Genomic DNA, 25,455 nt, shown 5'->3' with positions numbered 1-25,455 from the left:
GGTATAAAAAGGGGGAGGAGCTACACGGAAGGAGCACGGCCGTGGCACCCGACGACGCCCAAGGGCACGCCCACCGCCGCGACACCGAGCAGCGGCGCCACCAGAGCCAGCAGGCACACCAGGGGCACGACACCCACGCGGGCCATGGCGGCAGCCACGGTGACCACGCGGCGGCCTTCCGCAACCGGTTCTGGTGGAGCCTGCTGCTCAGTGTCCCCGTGGTGCTGACCAGCCACATGATCGCCGGGTGGTTCGGTTACCACGTCCCCGATCCGCTCACGTGGATCCCGCCGGTCCTGGGCACCGTTGTGTACCTCTACGGCGGCTGGCCGTTCCTCAGCGGCGCCGTGTCCGAGCTCCGCTCCCGGCAGCCCGGGATGATGACGCTGGTGGCCATGGCCATCACGGTCGCCTTCGGGGCGAGCGCCATGAGCGCGCTCGGCTATGTCAGCGCGGAGCTCGACTTCTGGTGGGAGCTGGTGCTGCTGGTCACCATCATGCTGCTCGGGCACTGGCTGGAGATGCGGGCGCTCGGGCAGGCGTCCAGCGCGCTGGAGGCCCTTGCCTCGCTCCTGCCTGACACGGCGGAGCGCGTCGGGCCCGACGACACGATCGAGGAAGTGGACTCCGCCCGGCTCCAGCCCGGCGAGACCGTCCTGATCCGCTCCGGCAGCCGCGTCCCCGCCGACGGCACCATCACCGAGGGCACGGCGGCCATGGACGAGTCCATGATTACTGGGGAGTCGCGCACCGTCACCCGCGGAAGCGGGCACCGCGTCGTCGCCGGAACCGTCGCCACCGACTCCGCTGTGCGCGTGCGGGTGGACGCCGTCGGCGAGGACACCACCCTCGCCGGGATCCAGCGGCTGGTCGCCCAGGCCCAGGAGTCGCGCTCCCGCGCACAGGCGCTCGCCGACCGGGCGGCCGCGCTGCTGTTCTGGTTCGCGCTCGGCGTCGGTATCGCCACCTTCGCCGTCTGGTCGCTGCTCCTCGGCGACCCGAGCTCGGCCATCACCCGCACGGTCACCGTCCTGGTCATCGCCTGCCCGCACGCCCTCGGCCTCGCGATCCCGCTGGTCATCGCGATCTCCACGTCGATGTCGGCGCGGGCGGGGATCCTGGTCAAGGACCGGCTGGCGGTCGAACGCATGCGGATCGTCGACACGGTGCTGTTCGACAAGACCGGCACGCTCACCAAGGGCCGCCCGGCGGTCGCCGGTGTGGCGGCGGCCGGTGCGACCGAGGAGCGGGTGCTGGCCCTGGCCGGGGCCGCGGAGTCCGACTCCGAGCATCCGTTGGCACGGGCGATCGTGCGGGCCGCCGGAGAGCGGGGCGACCTGCCCCGCCCGACGGACTTCCGATCGCTGACCGGGCGGGGCGTCCAGGCCCACGTGGACGGCGCGTCGGTGTACGTCGGCGGCCCCGCGCTGATCACGGAGCTGGATCTGGACGAACCGGTGCCGCTGGAAGGCCCCACCAGCGGCTGGCGGGACCAGGGGGCGACCGTGCTGCACGTCATCCGCGACCACGAGGTCATCGGCGCGATCGCGCTGGCCGACGAGATCCGCCCGGAGTCGGAGGAGGCCGTGCGGCGGCTGCACGAGCAGGGGGTCCGGGTCGCGATGGTGACCGGCGACGCCCGCAACGTCGCCGATGCGGTGGCCACGCGGCTCGGGCTGGACGAGGTGTTCGCCGAAGTACTGCCGGACGAGAAGGACGGGGTCGTGCGCGACCTGCAACAGCGGGGGCACCGGGTGGCGATGGTCGGTGACGGGGTCAATGATGCCCCGGCCCTGGCCCGGTCCGACGTGGGCATCGCGATCGGGGCCGGGACCGATGTCGCGATCGAGTCGGCGGGCGTGGTGCTGGCCTCGGACGACCCGCGGGGGGTGCTGTCGGTCCGGAAGCTCTCGGGAGCCGGGTACCGGAAGATGCGGCAGAACCTGGCGTGGGCCGCGGGCTACAACGTCATCGCGGTGCCGCTGGCGGCCGGGGTACTGGCCCCGATCGGCTTCGTGCTGGCCCCCGCGGTCGGCGCGATCCTGATGAGCCTGTCCACCATCGTGGTGGCGCTCAACGCGCAGCTGCTGCGCCGTGTCGACCTCGCGGCCTGACGGCGACCGGGGCGGGCCGGGCCCCGTGTGGCCCGCCTCCCGCGTCCGCCGTCCCTCTCGCGGCCGTCCCCACACAGCGAGCGCGTCGATCACTCCCATGGGAACGACGCCGAGGGTCAAGGCACCGATGACGAGAAAGCGCCCTTCGGCCCTCAAGCCGCGTGCTGCGGCCGCGCGGCACGGACGGCGCGGCCCCCGCGGACGGGCGCTGACACGCGGGAGCGGGCCCCCTCACCTTTGGAAAAGGGGACCCGCTCCCGCGTGTCACCTGAACGTCAATCGGCCCTTCAGGCCGCCAGGCGGGCCTTGGCCGCGCGATGCTGGGCGAGCAGCGTGTCCACGACGAGCGACGAGGGCCAGAGAGGAGCTGTGAGGGAGACGTCGTCGAGGCGTCGCAGCCGGTCGCAGTCGGCGCCTTCGACCAGCCGCCAGGTGGCGATCGAGACGCGGCCGTGGCCGTTGCGCCGCAACCGCTCCACCGCGTCGGGCACCGAGGGGGCCCAGCCGTTGGTGTACCCCACCTGCACGGGGGCGCCCAGTCGGCGGCTGAGCATACGCGCCACGTCGGCCACCTCGTGGCGTTCCTCCTGGGCGCTGCCGCCGTCAGCGGCCAGCACCACACCGTCGCGCCGCGTCCACCCGGTTTCCATCAACCGGTTGGCGAGATCGGCGACGATCGACGGCACCGCTCCCAGCGGCGCGGTGGGGCACGCGTCGACGCGGTCGGCCAGGTTCAGCGTGGCCAGCTCGGCGAACATTTCCGCGCTGGCGTGGTCGCCGCCGGCGAGGAAGGCGGGAACCACAACGATCGGGCCGTCGAGAGCCCGCACGGTCTCGCTTACCTCTGGCCCGGATCCGAAAGCCGGGACCACCGGCGCCTCACCGCGATCGGCGACCGCTTCGGCAAGGTCGCAGAGGGCATCTCTTCGATGCGTGTCACGCGAGTCATCGGCAACGAGAACCATCGTTGGGACCATATCCGTCTCCTTACGAATCACCGACTATCGCCGGCCCGCTCCCCCCGACCATAGGGGCCGACGGTTTCTCATGAATAACCTCGTGTTACGCACGTGAAAACTGACGCCTGATCAGCGAAGGCAACCTCCTCGCAAAGAGGAGGGAAAGATCGCAAAGAGGGGGAGCACCAAAAGGCACTCAGGAGCGATTCGACACGGAGCACTGTCGCTCCGGCCTGCACTGACGCCCACGTGAAACCGAGGCCTCGCCACCAGGTCAGTTGATCCAGGGGGGATTTCCACCGTGATCCACACTCATTCTTCGCCGGCATCGTGATCTTCGGGAACAACAGCCGTGATCATCACCACATCCCGTAGTCACATGAATCTCGACCTCTCTGCAGAGCCCACAGAAGTACATGAATGGGCAATCAGATCTCAACATCCCTGGGAAATCAGCGATACCCGGTTCCGGAACGAATTAACGTGACGTAGGTCCCTCCCGAAAGGCGGCGGGGGAATTCCCGTGCAAATGCACTCGCGGCACGACCCCGGAAGTTTCCGGCCACCCTCGACCACACGCGACCCGCCTTTCCCCACACGCCCCCGAGAGGCGCGTGCGCACCCCTCGGGGCGCGACCATGCCGACTCCAATTAGCACCACTACCCAGCCCCTGTCAAGGGAGCAGCATCCCCATTTCATCCCACGTGACGACCTCCCTGACATGGGAAGACAGGATGCCAATCGGGGATGTTCACTTGCCATCGACTGCTCCACCTCTCAGACTTAGGGCCTGAGGAGCGGTGCTTCAACGCTCCTCCGACGGACACCGGACAGTGCCTTCCCCCGAGCACCTGTCTCCTACGGGCCGGGCAACCGGACCATTCGGGTGCCACCGGGTACCACGGCCCACAGGTGGACACACGGAGGAGCCAGCGAGAGCCAACCGGCGCGATCCGCGAGCCCCGAGCGCAATTCAGACTGGAGACCGTATGGCGATCCACCCCCGCGTGCAGGCCCTGGTGGAGGCGTTCCTCCACCACGCGGACCTTGAGGCACCCGGGCTCATCGAAGGGCTGTACCTGACCGGTTCGGTCGCCCTCGGCGACTTCCGCCCGCACGCGAGCGACGTCGACTTCGTCGCCGTGACCGCCCGCACCCTCACCGACTCCGACCGCGACGCTCTGCGCCGCGCGCACGCCCGCACCCGCACGCAGATCCGCCGCCCCCAGTTCAACGGCATCCACGTCACCTGGGACGACCTCACGGAGGACCCGATGTCGTGCGGTCCCGTCGCCTCCGTCCTCAACGGCAGATTCAGGCCCAAGGCCGCCGCCGATATCAACCCGGTCACCTGGCACGTTCTCGCCGAACGCGGCGTCACCGTGCGCGGTCCTGTCCCGGTGGAACTGGCCGTGTGGGACTCCCCCTCCAGCCTCCGCGACTGGTCCCTGGGCAACCTCGACGAGCAATGGCGCCGCTGGCGGGCCAAGGCCGGGCGCCTGGTGACACCGCGCGGCCTCGCGGTCCTGGGGTCGCTGGCCCCCTCCTGGAGCGTGCTGAGCGTCAGCCGCCTCCACTTCACCCTGAACACCGGGGAGATCACCTCCAAGTCCGGTGCCGGGATGTACGCGCTGCACGCCTTCCCCGACCGGTGGGACCGCATCGTCAACGAGTGCCTGCGGATCCGGCGCGGCAGCAGGATCCCCTCCATGTACGCCAACGCCCTGGCACGGCGGCGCGCCGCGCTCGATTACATCCAGATGGTGCTCGACGACGCGCTCGCCCCCCAGATGGCCTGACGGCAAGGGGACGCCGGGGGACACCGACCGCGCGGTGGACGGGGGAACGGCCGTGCGCCGTTCCGCCCGCTGCGCGGCTAATGTGTGACCCATGAGCAAGCGTCCCATCGTCTACTTCGGCGACCCGGTCCTCGTGACGCCGACGACCCCCATCACCACGTTCGACCGGCACACCGACGCACTCGTCCGCGACCTGCTCGACACCGTCGACGCTCCGGGACACGCGGGCGTGGCGGCCACGCAGATCGGTGTCGGGCGGCGCGCCTTCAGCTACAACGTCGAGGGCACCATCGGCTATGTGATCAACCCCGAGATCGTCGAGCTGTCGCAGGAGAGCCAGGAGGACAGCGAGGGCTGCCTGTCGGTCCCCGGGCTGTGGTTCCCGACCCGGCGCGCCACGCACGCCGTCGTCACCGGTGTCGACAAGCGCAATAACCCCGTCACCGTGCGGGGTTCCGGTCTCATGGCGCGCTGCCTCCAGCATGAGACGGATCACCTTGACGGGATGCTCTACCTCGACCGCCTGGACCGCGACACCCGCCGCGAGGCGATGCGGGAAGTCCGGCGGTCGGCCTGGTTCCTACGCGAGGAGCCGGCCGAACCCACCGCGCCGAAGCTGCCCAGCGCCTTCGGAGGAATGTCCTGATCACACGGGAATCAGCCGTCAATCCTCTACGATCACTAGGCAGCTGACAGCGGAGTCTCGTATCGTCTGCTGAAGCATCGCGTGGCCCACGGGCACCTCATCAAACCCTCGAACCGCCCACACCACAACCCCCGGGCGGGGCCACAGGTCCGTCCACGGAGCGACCCCTTGACTCGAATGCACAACAACTCCCCACGTCCTGCGCGCCGTCCGGTGCGGCTGCTCGCCGGAGTCGCCCTTACCGCGGCGGTGGCCCTCCTGACCCCCACGGCGTCCTACGCCGACCCCAAGGACGAGGAGCTCAGCCTCGAAGAGCTCAACGAGCGGGCCGAGAAGCTCGAAGACGAGTACGCGGGCGACCTCATCCAGTACGAGGACGCCAAGGACAACGCGGAAAAGGCGGAGAAGGCCCTGAAGAAGGCCGACGCCGATCTCGCGAAGGCGCGCGACGACGTCTCCGGCATCGCCGCAGCGCAGTACAAGGGCTCCGGTGTGGACCCGGTCGTGGAGGTCGTGCTGAGCCGCGAGCCCGACGGCATGCTGGACGACGCGGCGGTGATCAGCCAGATCGCGCAGACGCACAGCGGGCGCCTCAAGGACCTCAACGCGTTGAAGAAGAAGCGCGAGGAGGCGTCGAAAAAGGCCGAGAAGGAGCTCAAAGAGGCCAAGAAGGTCATCGACGGCCTGAACGAGCAGCGCGACGAGATCAAGAAGCGGATCGAGAAGTACAAGGAAGAGCGGGTCCCCAAGCCGCCGGCCGACGACAGCGCAGCAAGCGGCGGTGGCACCGGATCCGTCCCGGCGAGCGCCCGCGGCTGGGGCTTCGACGGCGCGACCCCGCGCATGGCCGCGATCCGCGACGAGATCATCGGCAGGTTCGGCGCTCCCTACCCGGTCGGCTGCCGCCGCAGCAGCAACGACGACCACGGCTCCGGCCAGGCCTGCGACTTCATGATGAGCGCCGGCGGCAGTTACCCCTCCTCTGCAAACCAGCAGAAGGGCCAGCAGATCGCCGAGTACGCCAAGAACCACGCCGGCCGCCTGGGCGTCAAATACGTCATCTGGGAGCAGAAGATCTGGGACTCCCGCAACCCGGGCGCCGGGTGGAAGCCGATGAACGACCGCGGCAGCGTCACCGAGAACCACTACGACCACGTGCACGTCTCGTCGTTCTGATCGACGGCGGGACCACCGTGGACGCTTTTGACGACACCCGCGAGGAGCGGGTGGGCCTCACAACGACGCTTTGGCGGCCCACCGGCCCCAAGGAGCTGGACCTCGTGCGCGCCTCCGGCTGGCGCACGTGGCCCCCGCGCCTTCCCGGGCAGCCGATCTTCTACCCCGTACTCACCGAGGAGTACGCGGTCCGGATCGCCCGCGACTGGAACGTGAAGCACGATGGCGCCGGATATGTGACCCGTTTCGAGATGGAGACCGAGTTTCTCCGGCGCTACCCGGTACGCCAGGCCGGCGGCCGCACGATTCTGGAACTGTGGGTCCCGGCCGACGAACTCACCGAGTTCAACGACCACATCGTGGGACGGATCGAGGTTGTTCGGGAGTTCCGCCCGCAAGAATGATGTCGGGCCGCGGCTATGCCGCGGCCCGCACGCCTGTGTGGGGTTCAGAGCCGTGTAGGGGCCAGGGTGGATCAGGGTTCCGATCCGACCCCATTCTCGGATCGGATCGGCGGCGTGTTCTCTTCGCCTCGTCTGCCGTTCCTCGCACCGTCTCAGACCAGCCCAGTCACACATACGTCTAAGTACGTGACGCTCCGCGCAGTCTTCATGACTCATTCAGCGGATCGCAATGGCCCACCTGGGCTATATCAGAAATGGGCCCAATGGGGCCTGTCGGCGCAGCTCGACGATCCGTAGTTTCGACCCCAGCGGTGAGGAGGGACACAGTAGGCCGAAATGAGCGGCCCGCGAAGTACCGGCTTCTGTTCGTGCTCCGCGAGTGGCACCGTCCGCCGAACTCTCTCCCTCCCCCGATGCCGACGACCGCGCCCGTCGGCAGTACCTACAAGACTCACATGCTGATCTTGGGAGTGGGGCAACATGTGGAATAGGGATTGGGCTGGTAGGGGTCTGTGCCGGGAGACGGACCCTGACGCCATGTTCGTCCAAGGAGCCGCCCAGAATCGGGCCAAGCTCATCTGCCGGGGGTGCCCGGTGCGCACCGAATGCCTGGCCGACGCGCTGGACAACCGCGTCGAGTTCGGTGTGTGGGGGGGCATGACCGAACGCGAGCGCCGGGCCCTGCTGCGCCGACGGCCGGATGTCGATTCGTGGCAGAACCTCCTTTCGAACGCGCGCGATGCCTACGAGCAGAACTCCGAAACGGAGCGGCAGCTTCTCGCCTAGTCGTCGTGGTGTGGAGGCCGTCCCCGGGAGTGGTGGGGACGGCCTCGCCTTATGAGCGATCCGCGCCGCCCAGCAGTTCAGATGCTACTCACACGTTCGTACGGGCCGCATGGTTTCTCGAAGAGACGGCCACACTCGGTCACGTGGCCGCCATTCCCGTGCCTCTACCGGGTCCGATTGGCGCCTCTCTGTCCGGTTACCGGCGGGCCATGGTCCGCGCTCCGACGTCAACGCCCCACGTCATCGGCCATGACGTCGGGCGAGTACCCTGGCGGGCGCCCGACCGGAAACAACGAGACGCGACACAAGAAGCCATTCATTGATCCTTGACCTCTCCGATGAATCCACGCCGCACGAGTTGCTTCACGCACTCACGCGAGGGTTCCAAACCCGCTCGATCCGTCCGCGTTCACTCGCGGAGTTCCGCGCCCTACTCGCGAAGGCCGCCGCACCGCCCCAGGAGATCCACTTCACCGGATGGGGCGAATTCCGCGCGCAATGCCCCGTTGGGGCCCGCGAACTCCGCGCGCTCATCGATGAGCACCGGGAACGGCACCCGGAGGCGATCGTCACCTATACGGACAGCCCCACCGAGATCAGGACGACCATCGACCTGAGCGGCGTGACCAGCGGACGCGACCTTCACCGGCTCCTCAAGCGGGAACTCGACTTCCCCGACATGTACGGCATGAACTGGGATGCCTTCTGGGATGCGATCACCGGCCTGGTCCAGCTCCCGGCCGCCATCCGGTTTGTCGGATGGCGCCATCTGGAGACGACCGTCCCCCGAGACGCCCGTATGCTGCGGCGAATCCTCGATGAGTACCTCGCTCGCACCGCCGGTGACCCGGAGCAACCCACCGTCTCCTACGAGGAGTGAAGCGCGGCCCGCGCCGAGCGCCGCGACAGCGGGTGTCATACATCGCGATCGCGCGTGTCAGCCGGTCTCCGACGGGTGGACCGCGGCCTGGTTAGCCGTGAGCCATTCGGCGATGCGTTCGGCTCTCCGCGGGGTGAGGGAGCGTTCGGCGTGGCCCATGCCCGGTTCGATCCACAGTTCCTTGGGGTGGCGGGCGGCGTCGTGGATGCGGTGGGCGTGGACGAGGGGAAAATAGCTGTCCCGGTCCCCGTGGACGACCAGGAGCGGGGCCGGGGCGACCCTGGGGGCGAGTTCGACCGGGTCCTGTGGCATGGGGTCCCACTCCTGGTCGGTGACCCGGACCTGGCGGGCGACGCGCAGGAACCAGCGTCCCAGCGGTCGCTCCACGCCGAAATGCAGCAGCCGCATCCGGGTGGTTCCCCGGTAGAACCACTGGCTGGGTCCGCTCACCGCGACGACCGCCGACACGCCGCCGAACAGTCCGGCGTGGCGCACGACGACGGCGGCTCCCATGGAGAAGCCGACGGTGGCGATGGCCGCGTAGCCGAGGCCCCGCAGGTGCTCGATGACCGCCTGCAGGTCGTCGACTTCGTGGTTGCCGACCGTGCTCGCTCCCGTCGAGGCGTAGTGGCCGCGGAAATCGAAGGTCATGACATCGCCCACCGGGAGCATCCGGGAGGCGATCATCTTGGTGTCGGGGCTGCGCCACGTGCCGGTGAATCCATTGGCGAGGACGACCGCCGTGTCGCGTGTCGCTCGCGCCTCTGCGCGAATCAGTACGGAATCGAGGCGGACCCCGTCAGGGGTGGTCAGCTGTTGACGCTCGGGGCGAGACCGTGGGGTGAATTCTGAAAGGGCGTCGGACACCCCACCATCCTGCATGATCGCCCATTCCCGAAGCACGGAAGGACGCACGTGTTTCCCCAGTAGGGAAGGCACTACTGGCGCGTCCGTCACCGCAGCGGAGACACGGGGTTCCGCTTCGTCCGCGCCCGCCCCGTCCGGGCGCCCGCGCCACGCCTCACCGGGACGACGCACCGCGCCGTCGCCGACCGCCGCCGGACCGGGCGGCCCGCCGAACAGCGCCCGGGTCGGCTGTCCGGCCGCGGCCGCGGTGGCCGCTCCTCCGGCCGGGGCCGCGGCCGCCACTCGTGCCTCCGCGGTCACCCGGGAAAAGCAGACCGCGGACGTCGATGAGGATGTGCAGCAGGATCGGGATGACCAGACTTCCCGTTCCCAGGTAGACGATCGTGAACAGCACACCGACCAGGCCGGGGCCGACCAGTCCCCACCACCCCTGGTAGAGGTGGGCGACCGCGAAGAGCACGCACGAGACGATCGCCGCCGCCCACACCGGCAGACCGAAGCTCACGCCGAGGGCGATGAACAGACCGCGGTAGAGCAGCTCCTCACCGATGCCCGCGGTCACGGCCAGGGCGCCGGCCAGCCGCCGCTCGGCGGCCGTGCGCGGGGTCAGGGCCTCGATCGCCTCGGCGCCGGGGGCCGGCATCGCGGGCCGCTGGGGGCCGGAGTACTCCGGGTAGCCCGGACCGTCCTCGGGACGGTGGTCGGAAGCGGAGTCGCGTCCAGCTGACGGGATTGGGCCGATGCCGTAGGGCGCGTCGTACCCGTACCCCGGGTCCGGCGCGTCACCGGCGGGGGCGTCGGGCTCGGAGGCCGCGGGACCGCGCCGCCGACCCCGCCCCTTGCCCTTCTTCCTCGCGCCGCCCTTGTTCCGGCTGATCAGCCAGATCACGGCCCCTGACACGGCGAAGCCGACGATGGCGGCGAGCAGCGGACCCCACTGGTCCGGCGCGCGCAGGCCGAGGTCGGCGAGGTTCAGTGAGGGCGAGAGCGCGAGGATCGCGACGACGAGCGTGATCCACAGCCACTGGATCGCGATGGTCAGGCCGTAGAACCGGACCAGCGCGCTGGATTCGGTCTCGCGACGGCGGCGTAGCCAGGCGTAGGCGTAGCGTCCCAGAACCGGCTCGCCAATGGCGGCGTACGCCACCAGAACGATCCCGAGGATCATCGCGACAAGACTGAATTGGGGAATGCTCTCGGACCACGGCACGGCCACAGCCTAAGAGATTGGGACGGCCGCCACGCCCATTCTGGTCATGCCGCTCTCGCGTTTTCCGGCGCCCCCGCACCCCCAGCCGCTTCGCCACCGCCACCGTACCCTGTGTTACCCCCCGTTTCCCCACCTGACCCCTTGTGATATCCGCCGTGAAAGGTGACGGTAGAGAGTGTCCCGCGTCACACTCGACGCGGACCGCCGGCGTCATCCGCATGGGAGCCGAAGGAAGAAGGTTGGGAAGCATGGCGGACAAATCCGGTCCAGCGACCACCGGCAGGGCACTCAAGGCCGATCGACCAACGGGCATACGCAACGTTGTGTTGGTCGGCCATTCCGGAGCCGGAAAGACGACGCTGATGGAGGCCCTGCTGCACGCCTCCGGCACCATTTCCCGAGCCGGGCGGGTCGAAGAGGGCACGACGGTCAGCGACTACGACGATGTGGAGATCAGGCAGAAGCGCTCGGTCAACCTCGCGGTGGCCCCGATCCGCTCGGGCAACGTGAAGGTGAACCTGCTGGACACACCCGGCTACGCCGACTTCGTGGGCGATCTGCGCGCCGGGCTGCGCGCGGCCGACGCCGCGCTGTTCGTCATCTCGGCCCTCGAAGGCGTCGACGGCCGCACCCGCCTGCTGTGGGACGAGTGCGCGGCCATCGGCATGCCGCGCGCCGTCGCGATCACCAAGATCGACCACCACCGCGCCGACTTCGCGGGCACCGTGCAGGAATGCCAGGCCGCCTTCGGCGACGGTGTCCTTCCCGCCTACGTCCCCGTGTACTCCGGTGAGGGCGACGCGCGCACCGTGCGGGGCCTGATGGGGTTGATCTCCCAGCGCTACTACGACCACTCCGGGCCGAAGCGGACCGAGAGCGAGCCGCCCGCGGATCTCGACGGCGAGATCGACGCCATGCGCGACGCGCTGATCGAGGGGGTGATCCAGGAGAGCGAGGACGAGACGCTCATGGATCGCTATATGGAGGGCGCCGAACTCGACCCCGAAATGCTCATCACCGATTTGGAGGCGGCCGTGGCCCGGGGCGGATTCCATCCCGTGCTCGCGATCTCCTCGACCCACGGCATCGGCATCCAGGAGCTGCTCGACGAGCTGCCCCGTTCCACCCCGTCGCCGGTCGAGCGGCCGCTCCCCGACGATGTGACCACCGTGGACGGCAAGCCCGTCACGGGGCTGAGCTGCGACCCCGACGGCCCGCTGCTGGCCGAGGTGGTCAAGACCGCCAGCGACCCCTACGTGGGCCGGGTCAGCCTGGTGCGCGTCTTCTCCGGCACGCTGCGCCCGGACGCCGTCGTCCATGTCTGCGGGCACGGCCTGGCCGACCGCGGGCACGACGACCACGACGTCGACGAGCGCATGGGCGCGCTGTCCATCCCGATGGGCAAGAACAACGAGCCGTGCGGCGAGGTCATCGCGGGCGACATCTGCGCGGTCGCCAAGCTCACCGGAGCCGAGACCGGCGACACGCTCTCCGACAAGGAGCGCCCGCTGCGCATGCCGCCCTGGTCGTTCCCCGAGCCGCTGCTCCCGGTGGCGGTGCGCGCCGCCGCCAAGAGCGACGAGGACAAGCTCTCCCAGGCGGTCTCCCGACTGTCGCAGGAAGACCTGACCCTGCGCGTCGAGGTCAACCCGGAGACCCACCAGATGGTGCTGTGGTGCACGGGCGAGGCCCACCTGGACGTGGCGCTCGACCGCCTGCGCGAACGCTACGGTGTCCGCGTCGAAACCGACGAGGTGCGCATCCCGCTCCGGGAGACCTTCGCGGTCCCGGCCCAGGGGATGGGCCGCAATGTCAAGCAGAGCGGCGGGCACGGCGAGTACGGCATCTGCAAGATCGAGGTGGAGCCGCTGCCGTCGGGGTCAGGGCTGGAGTTCGTCGACAAGATCGTCGGCGGTGTGGTGCCGCGCCAGTTCATCCCCTCGGTGGAGAAGGGCGTGCGCTCCCAGATGGAACACGGCGTGAAGTCGGGCTACCCGCTGGTGGACATCCGGGTCACCCTGTACGACGGCAAGGCGCACTCGGTGGACTCCTCCGACATGGCGTTCCAGAAGGCGGGGCGGTTGGCGCTGAAGAACGCGGCCGAGCACGCGAAGACGTCGATGCTCGAACCCGTGGACGAGGTGACAGTGCTGGTCGCCGATGAGTACATGGGGGCGGTGATGAGCGACCTGTCGGCCCGCCGGGGCCGGGTCATCGGGACCGAGGCCGTGGAGAACGGGCGCACCCTGATCCGCGCCGAGGTGCCCCAGCTGGAGATCACCCGCTACGCCATCGACCTGCGCTCCATCTCGCACGGCACCGGCTCGTTCAACCGCCGCTACCTGCGGCACGAGCCCCTGCCGCCGCAGCTCGCGGAGAAGTTCCGGGAGGAGGAGCACGCCAGCGCGTAATCAGGGGGCGGCGACGCACCGCGCACGCGCACGCCGGCGGCCGTCACAGCACGCGGCCGGGGCGGGACCGGTCGCGCAGAGCGTGGAACCGCCACGTGTTCACCGGATGGCTGGACAGGAGGTTCGCCAGCATCACAAAGAAGCCCTGGTCGGTACCGGCCCGGTCGGCGATGTCCGCGAAGTCGACGTGACGGTACAGGTACTTGCCGGCGGCGAGGACCCGCAGCCCTTCCACGCCCTCCGGGCAGAACGCGTAGGCGTGGTTGTCGGCGGTGTATTCCTGGGCGCGGTTGAGCGTCATCCCGATCCCCGGGATGACGTTGGCGACCGACACCCCGAACTGCCGCCAGTAGGAGGCGTGCCCGGCCGCGATGTGGCCGACCTCGTGGCCGATGACGAAGCGGAGCGCGTCGGGGTCCCGGAGTCGGCCGCCGATTTCGAACAGGTCACTGGTGATGGCGACGTACCGGCGAAAGCCGTGGCCGGAGGCGAACGCGTTGAGCCGCCCGTTGCCGAGCACCACGTAGGCGTCGGGGACGCGCGGCAGCCCGAGCTCCCGCGCGGCGTCGACCACCATGCGGTGCGCCTCGGGGAACTGGTTCTCGGAGATGCGCACCCCGTCGGATCGCTGCCGGGCATAGAGGATCCCGCGCGCGAAGAAGACCGCTCCCGGCACGCTGAGCAGAAGCAGCGGCTGGCCGCCGTCCCCGCCGAGCGACCGGTTCACGGCCCCCACGACCGCCAGCACGGTGACCGCCACACATATCCCCAGGAACAGGTTCTCTCGCGGATGTCGCAAATCCCGTCGGCGACGCCGATTTCCCCACGAGACCCACCCCATCCGCCCATTGTGGTGGCGGAACATCGGTACCGTCCTCCGCGGTGGCGATCGCGAGGGCAGGGGGCCGGTGTGGCACCGGCCCCCTGGCGGCCCTCCGAGGGCAACGACGACCGCGCCGCTGTGTGTCCTGTCCTGAGGGGGCGGGAACGCGGAGGGCGTGCGGGCCGATTCCGCTCGGTGCCGGTGACCCCGGGCCGCGAACCGCCGGGCCGGGGCCGGGACCGCACCCTCCGGGCGCGCTGAAAAGCCGGATGTCCCCACGGCCGTCGGGCCGAGGAGACATCCGCGGGCGGGAATTTTGGGGTTCAGAGCCGGAAGGGAGGATCCTCGCGCGGCGGGTCCTGGCCGGGCTCGGGCGGCTGCTCGTAGGGCCGCGGATCGTAGGCGTCACCGGGGGCCGGGCGGCCGTCCGGCACGTAGGTGCCCGGGATGTAGGGTGTCGCGCCCGGAGGGGGCGGAGGCGCGGAGATCGGCGCGCCCTCGGGCGGCGGAGCCGCCACGGGGTCGCCCTGCGGCGGTGCCGGGGACAAGTCGGGGTCCTCGTCGGGCATCGGCTCCGCCATGTCCCCTTGCCGGGTGGATTCCTCCACGTCCTGGTAGGTCCGGTCCTCGCCGGTCTCCTCACGCAGCGCGTCCACGTCCGCCGAACGCGTGGACGCACCGGTGTTCTCGCGGGGCACGCCGCCATCGGTACCCCCCTCAAGGCCGGATTCCGACGCGAAGGGCGCAACGTGCGGTTCGGACGGTTCCGGCGCCGCCGCGGCGGCGGTCGGGAGGGACGGCTCGGCGAGGGGCGCGCCGTCCGGAACGACGTGCGGCTGTGCGCCGTCGATCTGGAACGCCCGCTGCCCCCCGGTCGGCACGGCGTCCTCCGCCCGGCCGAGATAGGTGAGGGCGCCGATGGTCAGCGCGGCCAGTCCGGCCCGCAGCGTGGGCTCGCGGTCCGGGGCGAAGAACGGCGAGTGGTTGCTCGGCACCCCCGCCAGCTTCTCGTAGGGGGTGTCGCCCGGCGCCGCCGCCCACACGTCGTGCGGGGTCGAGCCGACGAACCAGTAGACGTAGGGGATCGGCTCCGGGTCACCGGGCAGCCCGAAGACGCCGAAGTCCTCGCTGCCGGTCACCGGCTCGGGCAGGTCGATGACGTAGCCGTCACCGAAGTACGCGCGGTGCGCGGCGGCGACGTCGCGGGTGTGGTCGGGGTCGTTCGCCGTCACCCCGGCCGCCTGCATCACGGTGATCTCGGGCTCCCGCGGCGCGCCCGACGCCATGGCCTCGGCCCGCACGATGCGCTCGATCGCCGCGCGCAGCCGATCGGCCACGGCCCCGTTCAACGCGCGGGTGTTGATCTCCAGGTACGCCTCATCGGGGATGATGTTGCACTTCGTCCCGGCACGCACCATGCCGACCGTCACGACCGCCATCTCGCTCGGGCTGATCTCCCGCGCGACGACCGTCTGCAACCGGGTGATGATGTTCGCGGCCAGCACCACCGGGTCGACGGCGGCGTCGGGCCGCGAGGCGTGTCCGCCGGTTCCGAAGACGCGCACGCCGATCGCCTCGCTGGCGGCCATGAGGACACCCTCCCGGTGGGTGACCATCCCGGCCGGCTGCGGGCCGATGTGCTGGCCCAGCACGACGTCGGGGCGCCCGAACCGGGGGTACAGGCCGTCGGCCACCATGGCGGCCGCGCCGTCGATCGTCTCCTCCGCCGGCTGGGCGACGACCATCAGCGTGCCCCGCCAGTGGTCGCGCGCCTCGGCGAGCAGGTCGGCGGCGCCCACGAGGCACGCGGTGTGCGCGTCGTGGCCGCAGGCGTGCATGACCGGGACCTCGTTGCCGTCGGCATCGGTCCCGCGTGCGGTGCTCGCGTAGGGCAGCCCGGTCTTCTCCTCCATGGGCAGCGCGTCCATGTCGGCGCGCAGCATGACCGTCGGACCGTCGCCGTTGCGGAGGAGGCCGATGACACCCGTGCCACCGATGCCCGTGTGGACCTCGAATCCGGAACGGGTGAGCCACTCGGCCACCGAATTCGCGGTCCGGTACTCGGCGTGCGAGAGCTCCGGGTTCTTGTGCAGGTCGACGTAGAACCCTTCCACCAGAGGAAAGATCTCCTCGACGAGTCGCATGACCACACCGCCGTGTTGGGCGACGCGTTGTGGATCGACCGCTCGCGGCACTGCTTCCACCGCCTTCTTCCATCGGTTCGGCAGGCGGCCGGGGGGTGTCCGGCCACGTCACCGGCGGACGTCCGCCGCGCTGATTCTCTCGCTCGCCCTGGCGAATCTCAAACTCCCGCCATGCCGCCCCATTGCGCCCGCCATGCCGGGAAACGCCCGATTCACGGCCCGCGGAAACTGAGAGAACCCTGAGCAATCACCCAGCTTTCCCCCGCCCACGGCGGCCGCCAACTAGCGTTATCCCTTGCGGGGAGAAGCAACCGGGGGTGGACGGTCGTAGCCGCCCCAATGCCCGCCAGAGCGGCATCCATCACCGATGACGCGCGACAGATCACCTCAGGACATGGCCTGATTCGCCCGGTAACGGTAATGTCCCGTCTCAGGGCTCACAGCGAATTCTCAGGCTTCGGCCATCGGCCCCGACACCCACACCGTCCTGCCCATTGCGAGGGCAGCGGCACGCCCCCCGCTCCGTGCCGAGGAGGACCGGTGGCCACGCACGTGCCCGGCACGTCCCCACAGCCCCGATATCCGGTGACTTGGAGACACACCAGTGGCCTCAACCTCGACACGCCCGTCCGAACTCGACGCACACATCGCCGACCCGCCCCGGGAGCGGCCGCCGGGTCCACGGCCGCCCAAACGCGACGCCCTGCTCGACAACGCGAAGTTCCTGCTGATCCTGCTGGTGGTCATCGGCCACGTCATCGAGCCGACCACCGACACCCGCGAGGCCAACACGGTCTACTTCTGGATCTACCTCTTCCACATGCCTGCGTTCGCCCTGATCAGCGGGTATCTGTCGCGGTCGTTCGACGGTTCCGCGCGGCGCATCGACCGCCTGCTGACGACGGTCGCGGCGCCCTACCTCATCTTCTGGGGAATCTACGCGGTGCAGTCCCTCACCGCCGAGCGCGGCCTACCCGACGGTCCGCTCGAACCCCTGTGGCTGACCTGGTTCCTTGCCGCGCTGTTCGTGTGGCGGCTGACGGTGCCGCTGTGGAAGCGGCTCCGCTGGCCGTTCACCGTCGCGATCGCGATCTCGCTGTTCGGCGGCCTCGCCGTGACCGGTGACGCGCTCGGCATCTCCCGGATCATCAGCCTGCTGCCGTTCTTCGTCGGTGGCCTGCTCCTGGAGAAGCGCCACTTCGACCTGCTCACAACCACCTGGGTGCGGGTCTCCAGCGCCGCGCTCATGGTCGCGACGTTCATCCTGTGCTACGTCTACCTGGAGCAGGTGAGCCGGGAGTGGGTCTACTGGCGGGAGAGCCTGGCCGACCGCGACGTCGACATCCTGCCGGTGGGGCTGCCCGGCCGCGTCCTCTTCCTGGTGCTCGCATTCGCGCTTACCGCGGCGCTGCTGTCCCTCACGCCGCGCCGCACCACCCGGTTCACCGGGCTGGGCGCGCTCACCATGTACGTCTTCCTGCTGCACGGCCTGGTGATCCGGATCGCCGACCAGTTCGGCTGGTACGAGTACTCCAACGCGGTGTTCGGCCCGCACGGTTCCTTCGCGGTCAACTTCCTGGTGTCGATCCCCATCACGCTGGCGCTGTGCTCCCCGTGGGTGCGGAGGGCCACCCGATGGGCCGTGGAGCCCGCGGCCGAGTGGTCCCTACGCCGGGATGACAGGGCGACCGGTTCCGAAACCCAGGCCGGACTACTGTCCGGAACCACGCGCTCCCGGGCGCGCGCCGCCTCCTGACCCAACGGGGCCCCTCCATGGCGAAAGGCCGCGTGGATTCCACGCGGCCTTCTCCTCGATCCGACGGTCGCACCGGACGCCGCGGGCCTCCCCGAGGCGGCGCCTCGGCGGTCAGCCCTGCAGCTTCGCCAGCTCCCTGGTGAAGTCGCGGGTGGCCAGCCACAGCTTGTAGACGATGATGACCTCGAAGGCCGCGAGCCCGAGGCAGGCGAGGACGGCCACCGGGATGACGAGGCTGCTCAGCGGCGCCACCAGTGAGATGAGCGCGGTCAGCGGCGCGACGACGCAGACGAACATCTCGAACTCGATTCCGCTGAACAGGTGGGGGCGGACCCGGCTGCGCAGCAAGGCGTCGCGTACCCGCTCGTACCACGCGAACTTCCGGCTGAACCCCTGGTGCACGTCGATGATCTTGGCCCCGGCCGGGTGGGCGCCGGAGCGCACCTCATCGGCCTTGAGCTGGGGGTTATCCCGCAGCACCTCCTCCATGAAGACGACCGGGGCGCCCTCGCGGTCCTCCGAGCCGTCCTGGGGGGTCTCGGCCGTCTCGGTGCTCTCCGGATCGTCGACCGCGCCGTCCACGGGCCGGCCCTCGGCGGCGGCGCGCAGCTTCTCCCGCATCGCCTGCCGGGTCTTGGCCACCTGCCCCCCGTTGAGGTAACGGAACAGGTCGAGGAAGATCACCACCGGTGCCAGGATCAGGTAGGCGGCCTCACCCGTGGCCGCCCACTGGCCGACCAGCAGCGCCAGCATGCAGCCGAAGAAGCGGATGCGGTCGAAAACGAAGTCCACCCACGCCCCGAAGACCGAGCCGTTGCCCTTCAGCCGGGCGATCTTGCCATCCATGCAGTCGAGCACGAAGCTCAGGTGGAACAGCAGCGCGCCGAGCACCAGCCACGGCCAGTCGGCGAGCGCGAAGCACACGGCGGAGCCCAGCCCCAGCACGCCCGCGCCGAACGTGATCTGGTTCGGCGTGATGTTCGTGCGGTTGGCGGTCCACACCACCAGCCGGGATGCCAGCGGGTCGACAAGGAAGACCGTCCACCAGGCATCGCGGCTCTTGTATGTGCGCTCACGGACGTCCGCGAGTGTGAAGCTCGTCATGTCATCTCCTGCGGAACTCCCATCCGGTGCCGCGTGTCGAATTTCGACGACGCAGGGTGGTCGCTCACGGTCCACAAGGAGGGGAGGGTAAGGGTGTCAGCCGACGATCATTCCAGACGACGTGTCACCTGGGCTAATCGGTGCGGCAATAATGGGTAGGTAAGAGGGGGTTCGACCAGGTATCCACTCATTCGAGTGGAACTTGGCACCGTCCGCCCCGAACGGCATCGACCGAGGTAGCAGGCGTGCACTTTCTGAACAACCAGGTTCCCGACCATGACCTGACCTACAGTGACGTGTTCATGGTCCCCCGGCGGTCGGCCGTGGGATCCCGGCTGGACGTGGATCTCGCCTCGCACGACGGCACTGGCACGACCATCCCCATCGTAGTCGCGAACATGACCGCGGTGGCGGGCCGTCGCATGGCCGAGACAATCGCCCGCCGCGGCGGGATCGCCGTCATCCCGCAGGACATCCCGATCGACGTCGTGGCCGAGGTCATCAGCTGGACCAAGCAGCGTGACCTGGTCATCGACACCCCGATCACGCTCCGCCCGGACAACACCGTCGGCGACGCGCTGAACCTGTTGCCCAAACGGGCGCACGACGCCGTCATCGTCATCGACGACCAGCGGCACCCGGTCGGCGTGGTCACCGAGGACGACTGCCTGGGCGTCGACCGTTTCACCCAGCTGCACGAGGTGATGGCCACCGATCTGCTGACGATCCCGGCGGGCACCGACCCGAAGGAGGCCTTCGGAACGCTGCACGACTTCCGGCACCACCTGGCGCCGGTGGTCGACCCCGAGGGCGCGCTGGTCGGTGTGTCCACCCGCACCGGAGCGCTGCGCTCCACCATCTACCAGCCGGCGCTGGACGCCAATGGGCGGCTGCGCGTCGCCGCCGCCATCGGCATCAACGGCGACGTGGCGGGCAAGGCCAAGGAGCTGCTGGAGGCCGGGACCGACGCCCTGGTCATCGACACCGCACACGGCCACCAGGAGAAGATGATCAGCGCGCTGGGCAAGGTGCGCGCGCTGGATCCGCAGGTGCCGATCGTGGCCGGCAACGTCGTTACCGCCGAGGGCACCCGCGACCTCATCGAGGCCGGAGCCGACATCGTCAAGGTCGGCGTGGGGCCGGGCGCCATGTGCACCACGCGGATGATGACGGCGGTGGGCCGCCCGCAGTTCTCGGCCGTTCTGGAGTGCGCTGCGGCAGCGCACGAGCTGGGCAAGTCGGTGTGGGCCGACGGCGGCGTGCGGCACCCCCGCGACGTCGCTCTGGCGCTGGCCGCCGGTGCGTCCAACGTGATGATCGGCTCCTGGTTCGCCGGGACCTACGAGTCCCCGGGCGACGTCATGCGCGACGCGCAGGGCCGCCTGTACAAGGAGAGCTTCGGCATGGCGTCGGCCCGCGCCGTCAAGCTGCGGACCTCGGAGGACTCCCCGTTCGAGCGCGCGCGCAAGGCGCTGTTCGAGGAGGGCATCTCTTCTGGGCGGATGTACCTCGACGCCGAGCGTCCGAGCGTGGAGGACCTGCTGGACGACATCATCGCGGGCGTACGCAGCTCGATGACCTACGCCGGCGCGACGACGCTCCAGGAGTTCCACGAGCGCGCCACCGTTGGTGTGCAGAGCGCCGCCGGCTACAGCGAGGGCAAGCCGACGCCGAGCGGCTGGTAGTCCGGCTCGGTCACAACAGAGGTTCGCGAAGAACCGAGACCGCCACGGCCGGGCGCGGGAGAATGCGCGTCCGGCCGACATTCCCGCGGAGGGGAGTCCCCAGTCGATCTCGGGGGCTCCCCTCCCGCGTTCCCGGTGACGTGGACGGCCGCACCGGGTGCGCAGCGACCCCGCGCACGGAGCCTGCGGGAACGGCTCAGATAGCCGAGTGTGCGGCGGTCTCGCAGATCACGACCGGGATCGTCCGGTCGGTCCAGGACTGGTAGGCGTCGTAGTCGGGGTAGAGCTCGACCAGCCGCGGCCACAGTTCGGCCCGCTCCTGTTCATCGGCGACCCGCGCACGCATCCGGCGCATGCGGCCACCGGTCTGCACCACAACGGTGGGTTCCGCCAGGAGGTTGCGGAACCACATCGGGTTGCGCGCCCTGCCGACCTGGGAGGCGACCAGGATGACGCGCTCGCCCTCGGGCGCGGGGTCGCTCAGGTAGAGCAGCGGCGTGGTGCGCAGTCGGCCGCTCTTGCGCCCCCGGGTCGTCAGCAGGCATATGGGGACTCCGGACGGGGAGCCGCTGCGGGCGGGGAACGTGCCGCCGATGTACCCGTCGGTGGCCCGATAGACGAACGTGTTCACGCGCGACAGGACCTTCAGGATCCGCGTCGTGAGCGGTGAGTCGAGCGCGGGCGGACGCTGACGGGGCATAGCGGGACTCCTCCGTGGTCAGGGGGATAGCTCTTGACGCTATGACGCCTCTGCCTGCCAGGGGAACACATCCCGCGGAATTGGCCGATTCCAGCCATCTCCCGCGCTTGCGCACGATCGCCATTGGCCCACTCCCCTCCCTACAGGCAGTGCTGTGTCGCACCTTACGTTTGCGGGCGCCACGATCACGGTCTCAGGCGTACTATTTTTGAACTGACTAGTCAGTTCAAAAACGTTAAGGGGACTGGGGATGCGTTGGGCCACAGGAGCCAGAGTCGAAGCCGAACACCTCGCACTACACACCCGCCAAGGCACCGTCTACAGCGACATCACCTTCACCGCCAGCCCCGGCACCATCACCACCTTCCACGGCGAATCCGGCACCGGCCGCACCGCCCTCCTGCTCACCCTCGCCGCCCGCATGACCCCCACCCACGGCACCCTCACCATCGACGGCCACCCCCACCCCCGCAAAGCCCGCACCATCCGCCAAATCACCGCCCTCGGCCTCACCGACGGCGTCAACGACCTCGACGACCGCCTCCGCGTCCAAGAACACCTCAACGAACGCCACTACCTCCGCCTACGCCCCGCCAACCGCGCCCTCACCAACGCCGCCCTCACCAACGCCGGCCTCGCCGACCTCGACACCACCCGCCTCACCACCGACCTCACCACCAACGAAAAACGCCGCCTGGGCATCGCCCTCGCCCTCATCGACGAACCCCGCCTCCTCCTCGTCGACAACCTCGACCACGGCCTCTCCCCCACCCACCAAACCCACCTCTACGACACCCTCACCCACCTCGCCGACCACGGCCTGACCATCATCACCACCACAACCGACACCACCCACACCCCCACCAACACCACCCTCATCCCCCTCACCCGGCCAGAGGACGAGGGCCCGCCACCCCCGCTACCCCAGGGGCGGCACCGGCGGCTGAGCATGGGCGGACTGTTCGGCCGGGGCGGCAACGCGGTCGGCCGTGACAGGTCCGAAACAAGCACCGACGACACGACGACGATGACGAAGGAGACCAAGGCGTGAAGCTCCCGAAGGTCCGGATACTGCCGGCACTGCGGCTCGGCGGGCTCTCGGTGCGGTCGTTCTTCCGCTCGCCCCTGCCCGTTGCCGCGCTGGTCGCGCTGGCCCTGATCCCCCTGCTGTACTCGGGGCTCTACCTGTGGTCGTTCTGGGACCCGTTCGGCAACATGAAGAACCTGCCGGTCGCCCTGGTCAACGAGGACGAGCCGGTCACCGTGGACGGCGAGGAGACCCACGCCGGGCAGGACATCACCGACGAGCTGCTGGAAGGCGGCGACCTCGACTGGCGCCTCGTGGACGCCGACGAGGCCGCGTCCGGCGTCGCCGACGGCCGCTACTACGTCTCGCTCACCATCCCCGAGGACTTCAGCGCCAACCTCGCCTCCCCCTCCGAGGACGACGACGAGCCGGTGCCCGCGATGCTGGAGGCGCACTACAACGACGCCAACAGCTACATCGTCCGCCAGCTCATGAAGTCGGCCTTCAAGGAGATCCAGTCCGCGGCGGGCAAGAACGCCACCGGCGAGTACCTCGACTCCATGTTCCTGGGCTTCAACGAGATCCACGGCAAGACCGAGGAGGCGGCCGACGGCGCCGGGCAGCTGGCCGACGGCACCGACGACGCCAAGGACGGCTCGGGCAAGCTCTACACCAACCTCGGCGATGCCAAGGACGGCTCCGCACAGCTACGCAGGGGTATCGGTGACCTCTACGACGGCTCCAAGAAGCTCGCCGAGGGCGCCACCACCGCCTCCAGCCAGGTGTCGAAGAAGGCCGACAAGCTCAACGAGGCCGCCGACGCGTGGGTCCCGGTAATCAAGGAGAAGGCACCGAAGGTCAAGAAGGGGGCCGACAAGGTCAAGACAGCGGCCGACGCGGTCAGCGACCTGGCCGAAACCGCGGCCTCATCCGACGCCGAGGTCCCCGCGACGCTGCCCAAGCCGGGAGCGGACGGACTGAAGAATCCCTCCGACTTCCAGTCCTACCTCGACGCCAACCCCGACCTGCAGCAGAACAACCCCGAGCTCTACCAGCTCCTCGCCGACGGCAAGAAGTTCGCCGAGGGCGCTGCGGACGCCGGGGCCGGCGGAAGCAACGCGTCCGGTGGCGCTGGGGGTTCCGGCGATACCGTCCTGATCGGCAAGGACAAGCTCGACAAGCTGAAGAAGGAGGCCGACAAGGTTAGCAAGGAGGCCGCCGAGGCCTCCGATGCCGCCAGCAAGGCATCCGAGCTCGCGGACGATGCCGACGACAAGCTCAAGGAGGTCGACGACCTCGACAAGGGTCTTGCCGAGCTGGCCAAGGGCAACCGGGACATGCGCGACGGCCTGAAGAAGGCGCACAAGGGGATCAAGGACCTCGACGACGGGATCGGCAAGCTGCACTCGGGCGCCGGTGACCTGGACGACGGGATCGGCAAGATCAAGGACGGGCAGCACGAGCTCGCCGACGGCCTGGAGGACGGCGTCGAGTCGATCCCCACATTCGACGACGACAAGCGCGACACCAACGGCGACATGATGAGCAAGCCCGTGCGGCTCAGCTCCAGCGTCGCCAACGAGGCGCCGCAGTACGGCACCGGCTTCGCCCCCTTCTTCGTCGCCCTGTCGCTGTGGGTCGGCGCGATGATGACGTTCATGGTGCTGCCCGCGGTATCCAAGCGCGGTCTGGCGGGCACGGCGCCCTCATGGCGGGTCGCGCTGGCCGGGTGGCTGCCGCCGGTGGCGATCGGCATCGCCCAGGTCGCGGTGATGATGTCGACGCTGCACCTGACGCTCGGCCTGGACGCGGTGTACTGGGGCGGCGTGATCGGGCTGCTTGTGCTGACGGTCGCCTCCTACAGCGCGGTGGTCCAGTGGGCGTCCGTCCGGTTCGGGACGGCCGGGCGGATCGTTTCGCTGATCCTGCTGATGCTGCAGCTCACCTCGGCGGGCGGCACCTATCCGATCGAGACCAGCCCCGGCTTCTTCCAGGCCATCGCCCCCTACCTGCCGATGAGCCACGTGGTGCAGGCGCTGCGCATCCTCATCAGCGGCGGCGACATGGGGGCTGTCTGGACCGCCTGCGGGGTGCTGACCGCCTACCTCGTCGGGGCGCTGCTGCTGACCTGGCTCGCGGTGTCGCGCAAGCGCGTCTGGACCATGAAGGACCTCTATCCGGCACTGAAAGTCTGACCCTTCAAGCGGGGTCGCGCCGCGTGTACGGCGCGGCCCCAGACGGGAGTACCGATAATGGGTACCCGGCTTCATCCCCCAGCCCCGCAGGAGCGGCCCATGAGCTCACGGCGTGAGGCGACCCGCCACCGCCTGTTCGAAGCGGCGATCACGCTGATCTCCGAACAGGGCTTCGGCGCCACATCGGTGGACCAGATCGCTGAACGCGCCGGAGTCGCGAAGGGTACGGTCTACTACAACTTCTCCGGCAAGGCCGAGCTGTACACGGCGCTCATGGAGTGGGGTGTCCAGCGGCTCTCCGACCACCTGAGCGCGGCGGTGGTGGGGCCGCCGCGCGAGGCGCTGTCCAGCGTGCTCCGCACCGAGCTGGAGTTCATCGGCACCCACGAGTCGCTGGCGCGGCTCCTGATGGCGGAGGCGTGGCGGACCCGCCAGACCTGGTACGACACCGTCCGCCAGATTAGGGCGGGGGCCATCGGCGTCATCTCCGGCCTGTTGGAGGACCTGGTGGAGGCGGGCGAGCTGCCCGACGACCTCGATATCGGTGTGGCGGGTTCGGCGCTGTTCGGGATGGTGCTGACCGTCGCCCTGGACTGGCGCACCCTGCAGCCCGATCGCCCGTTGGAGGAAATCCACGCGACGCTGATCCGACTGGTGGACGGCTTCCTCACGCGATAGGGACCGGGCCGCGTAACCGCGGCCGCCTTCCCCGCCCCTCCGCCCGCATACGCGCGAAAGGCCGTGGCTCGGTACCGAGCCACGGCCTTT

General features: G+C 69.6%; 20 protein-coding genes. 13 read left to right on the top strand and 7 right to left on the bottom strand.

All coding sequences use genetic code 11. From position 1 onward, the window contains the following. Positions 1–41: 41 nt before the first annotated feature. Positions 42–2,114, top strand: coding sequence for a heavy metal translocating P-type ATPase (locus ABD259_RS20955; protein WP_344105378.1), 2,073 nt, complete (start codon positions 42–44; stop codon positions 2,112–2,114). Between the two features lie 287 nt (positions 2,115–2,401). Here the strand turns inward: ABD259_RS20955 and ABD259_RS20950 are convergent, their stop codons facing one another. Beyond that, positions 2,402–3,091, bottom strand: coding sequence for a sirohydrochlorin chelatase (locus ABD259_RS20950; RefSeq protein WP_344105380.1), 690 nt, complete (start codon positions 3,089–3,091; stop codon positions 2,402–2,404). Positions 3,092–4,063: 972 nt separating this feature from the next. Here ABD259_RS20950 and ABD259_RS20945 point away from each other — a divergent pair. The 6 genes from ABD259_RS20945 (at position 4,064) to ABD259_RS20920 (ending at position 8,765) form a co-directional block, all read left to right on the top strand. After that, a complete protein-coding gene (locus tag ABD259_RS20945; RefSeq protein WP_344105382.1) occupies positions 4,064–4,873 on the top strand; it encodes a nucleotidyltransferase domain-containing protein in 810 nt (269 codons plus the stop codon). A gap of 91 nt (positions 4,874–4,964) precedes the next feature. Next, the gene (gene def, locus ABD259_RS20940; protein WP_344105384.1) at positions 4,965–5,519 is read left to right on the top strand and encodes a peptide deformylase; all 555 of its coding nucleotides are present in this window, start codon (positions 4,965–4,967) and stop codon (positions 5,517–5,519) included. 177 nt (positions 5,520–5,696) lie between these two features. Continuing rightward, positions 5,697–6,695 carry a coiled-coil domain-containing protein gene (locus tag ABD259_RS20935; RefSeq protein ID WP_344105435.1) on the top strand — a complete coding sequence of 333 codons (999 nt, stop codon included), beginning with the start codon at positions 5,697–5,699 and terminating at the stop codon, positions 6,693–6,695. A 50-nt stretch (positions 6,696–6,745) separates the two neighbouring features. Next, positions 6,746–7,099 carry an ADP-ribosylation/crystallin J1 gene (locus ABD259_RS20930; protein ID WP_344105437.1) on the top strand — a complete coding sequence of 118 codons (354 nt, stop codon included), beginning with the start codon at positions 6,746–6,748 and terminating at the stop codon, positions 7,097–7,099. A 480-nt stretch (positions 7,100–7,579) separates the two neighbouring features. Continuing rightward, entirely contained in the window at positions 7,580–7,885 is a 306-nt protein-coding gene (locus ABD259_RS20925) for a WhiB family transcriptional regulator (protein ID WP_344105386.1), read from the top strand. Positions 7,886–8,204: 319 nt separating this feature from the next. Further along, entirely contained in the window at positions 8,205–8,765 is a 561-nt protein-coding gene (locus ABD259_RS20920; RefSeq protein ID WP_344164767.1) for a barstar family protein, read from the top strand. A gap of 57 nt (positions 8,766–8,822) precedes the next feature. Here ABD259_RS20920 and ABD259_RS20915 read toward each other — a convergent pair whose 3' ends face one another. Together ABD259_RS20915 and ABD259_RS20910 are read right to left on the bottom strand one after the other, a co-directional pair. Then, positions 8,823–9,632, bottom strand: a complete 810-nt coding sequence (locus tag ABD259_RS20915) for an alpha/beta hydrolase (RefSeq protein WP_344105391.1) — start codon at positions 9,630–9,632, stop codon at positions 8,823–8,825. 154 nt (positions 9,633–9,786) lie between these two features. Then, a complete protein-coding gene (locus tag ABD259_RS20910; protein ID WP_344105393.1) occupies positions 9,787–10,842 on the bottom strand; it encodes a CPBP family glutamic-type intramembrane protease in 1,056 nt (351 codons plus the stop codon). A 248-nt stretch (positions 10,843–11,090) separates the two neighbouring features. Between ABD259_RS20910 and ABD259_RS20905 the strand changes: the two genes are divergently transcribed. Then, complete coding sequence (locus ABD259_RS20905; RefSeq protein ID WP_344105396.1) at positions 11,091–13,253, top strand: elongation factor G-like protein EF-G2; 2,163 nt, start codon at positions 11,091–11,093, stop codon at positions 13,251–13,253. A 43-nt stretch (positions 13,254–13,296) separates the two neighbouring features. Here the strand turns inward: ABD259_RS20905 and ABD259_RS20900 are convergent, their stop codons facing one another. Next, positions 13,297–14,094: a M48 family metallopeptidase gene (locus ABD259_RS20900; RefSeq protein WP_344105439.1), complete on the bottom strand. Its 798-nt coding sequence runs from the start codon at positions 14,092–14,094 to the stop codon at positions 13,297–13,299. Positions 14,095–14,399: 305 nt separating this feature from the next. Continuing rightward, positions 14,400–16,280 carry an amidohydrolase gene (locus ABD259_RS20895; RefSeq protein WP_344105399.1) on the bottom strand — a complete coding sequence of 627 codons (1,881 nt, stop codon included), beginning with the start codon at positions 16,278–16,280 and terminating at the stop codon, positions 14,400–14,402. Positions 16,281–16,824: 544 nt separating this feature from the next. On the opposite strand from ABD259_RS20895, the gene ABD259_RS20890 reads away from it, so the two are divergent. Beyond that, a complete protein-coding gene (locus ABD259_RS20890) occupies positions 16,825–17,976 on the top strand; it encodes an acyltransferase family protein (protein WP_344105401.1) in 1,152 nt (383 codons plus the stop codon). Between the two features lie 111 nt (positions 17,977–18,087). On the opposite strand, the gene ABD259_RS20885 is transcribed toward ABD259_RS20890, so the two are convergent. Then, positions 18,088–19,080 (bottom strand): CDP-alcohol phosphatidyltransferase family protein, encoded by a 993-nt coding sequence (locus ABD259_RS20885; protein ID WP_344164764.1) that lies wholly within the window; start codon positions 19,078–19,080, stop codon positions 18,088–18,090. A gap of 245 nt (positions 19,081–19,325) precedes the next feature. Between ABD259_RS20885 and ABD259_RS20880 the strand changes: the two genes are divergently transcribed. Next, on the top strand, positions 19,326–20,765 hold the full coding sequence (locus ABD259_RS20880; RefSeq protein ID WP_344164761.1) for a GuaB1 family IMP dehydrogenase-related protein: 1,440 nt from the start codon (positions 19,326–19,328) through the stop codon (positions 20,763–20,765). A gap of 196 nt (positions 20,766–20,961) precedes the next feature. Here the strand turns inward: ABD259_RS20880 and ABD259_RS20875 are convergent, their stop codons facing one another. Next, the gene (locus tag ABD259_RS20875) at positions 20,962–21,465 is read right to left on the bottom strand and encodes a nitroreductase family deazaflavin-dependent oxidoreductase (RefSeq protein ID WP_344105407.1); all 504 of its coding nucleotides are present in this window, start codon (positions 21,463–21,465) and stop codon (positions 20,962–20,964) included. Positions 21,466–21,715: 250 nt separating this feature from the next. On the opposite strand from ABD259_RS20875, the gene ABD259_RS20870 reads away from it, so the two are divergent. The 3 genes from ABD259_RS20870 (at position 21,716) to ABD259_RS20860 (ending at position 25,365) form a co-directional block, all read left to right on the top strand. Then, a complete protein-coding gene (locus tag ABD259_RS20870; protein ID WP_344164759.1) occupies positions 21,716–22,516 on the top strand; it encodes an ATP-binding cassette domain-containing protein in 801 nt (266 codons plus the stop codon). Further along, positions 22,513–24,687: a YhgE/Pip family protein gene (locus tag ABD259_RS20865; protein WP_344105411.1), complete on the top strand. Its 2,175-nt coding sequence runs from the start codon at positions 22,513–22,515 to the stop codon at positions 24,685–24,687. Before ABD259_RS20870 ends, ABD259_RS20865 begins: the two co-directional genes overlap by 4 nt. A 99-nt stretch (positions 24,688–24,786) precedes the next feature. Further along, entirely contained in the window at positions 24,787–25,365 is a 579-nt protein-coding gene (locus ABD259_RS20860; protein ID WP_344105413.1) for a TetR/AcrR family transcriptional regulator, read from the top strand. Positions 25,366–25,455: the final 90 nt, after the last annotated feature.

Origin of the sequence: Nocardiopsis rhodophaea (assembly GCF_039530945.1) — a bacterium.
Taxonomy (GTDB): Bacteria; Actinomycetota; Actinomycetes; order Streptosporangiales; family Streptosporangiaceae; genus Nocardiopsis_C; species Nocardiopsis_C rhodophaea.
Note: the sequence above shows the minus strand (reverse complement) of the source record. Positions and strands in the feature narration are given on the sequence as shown.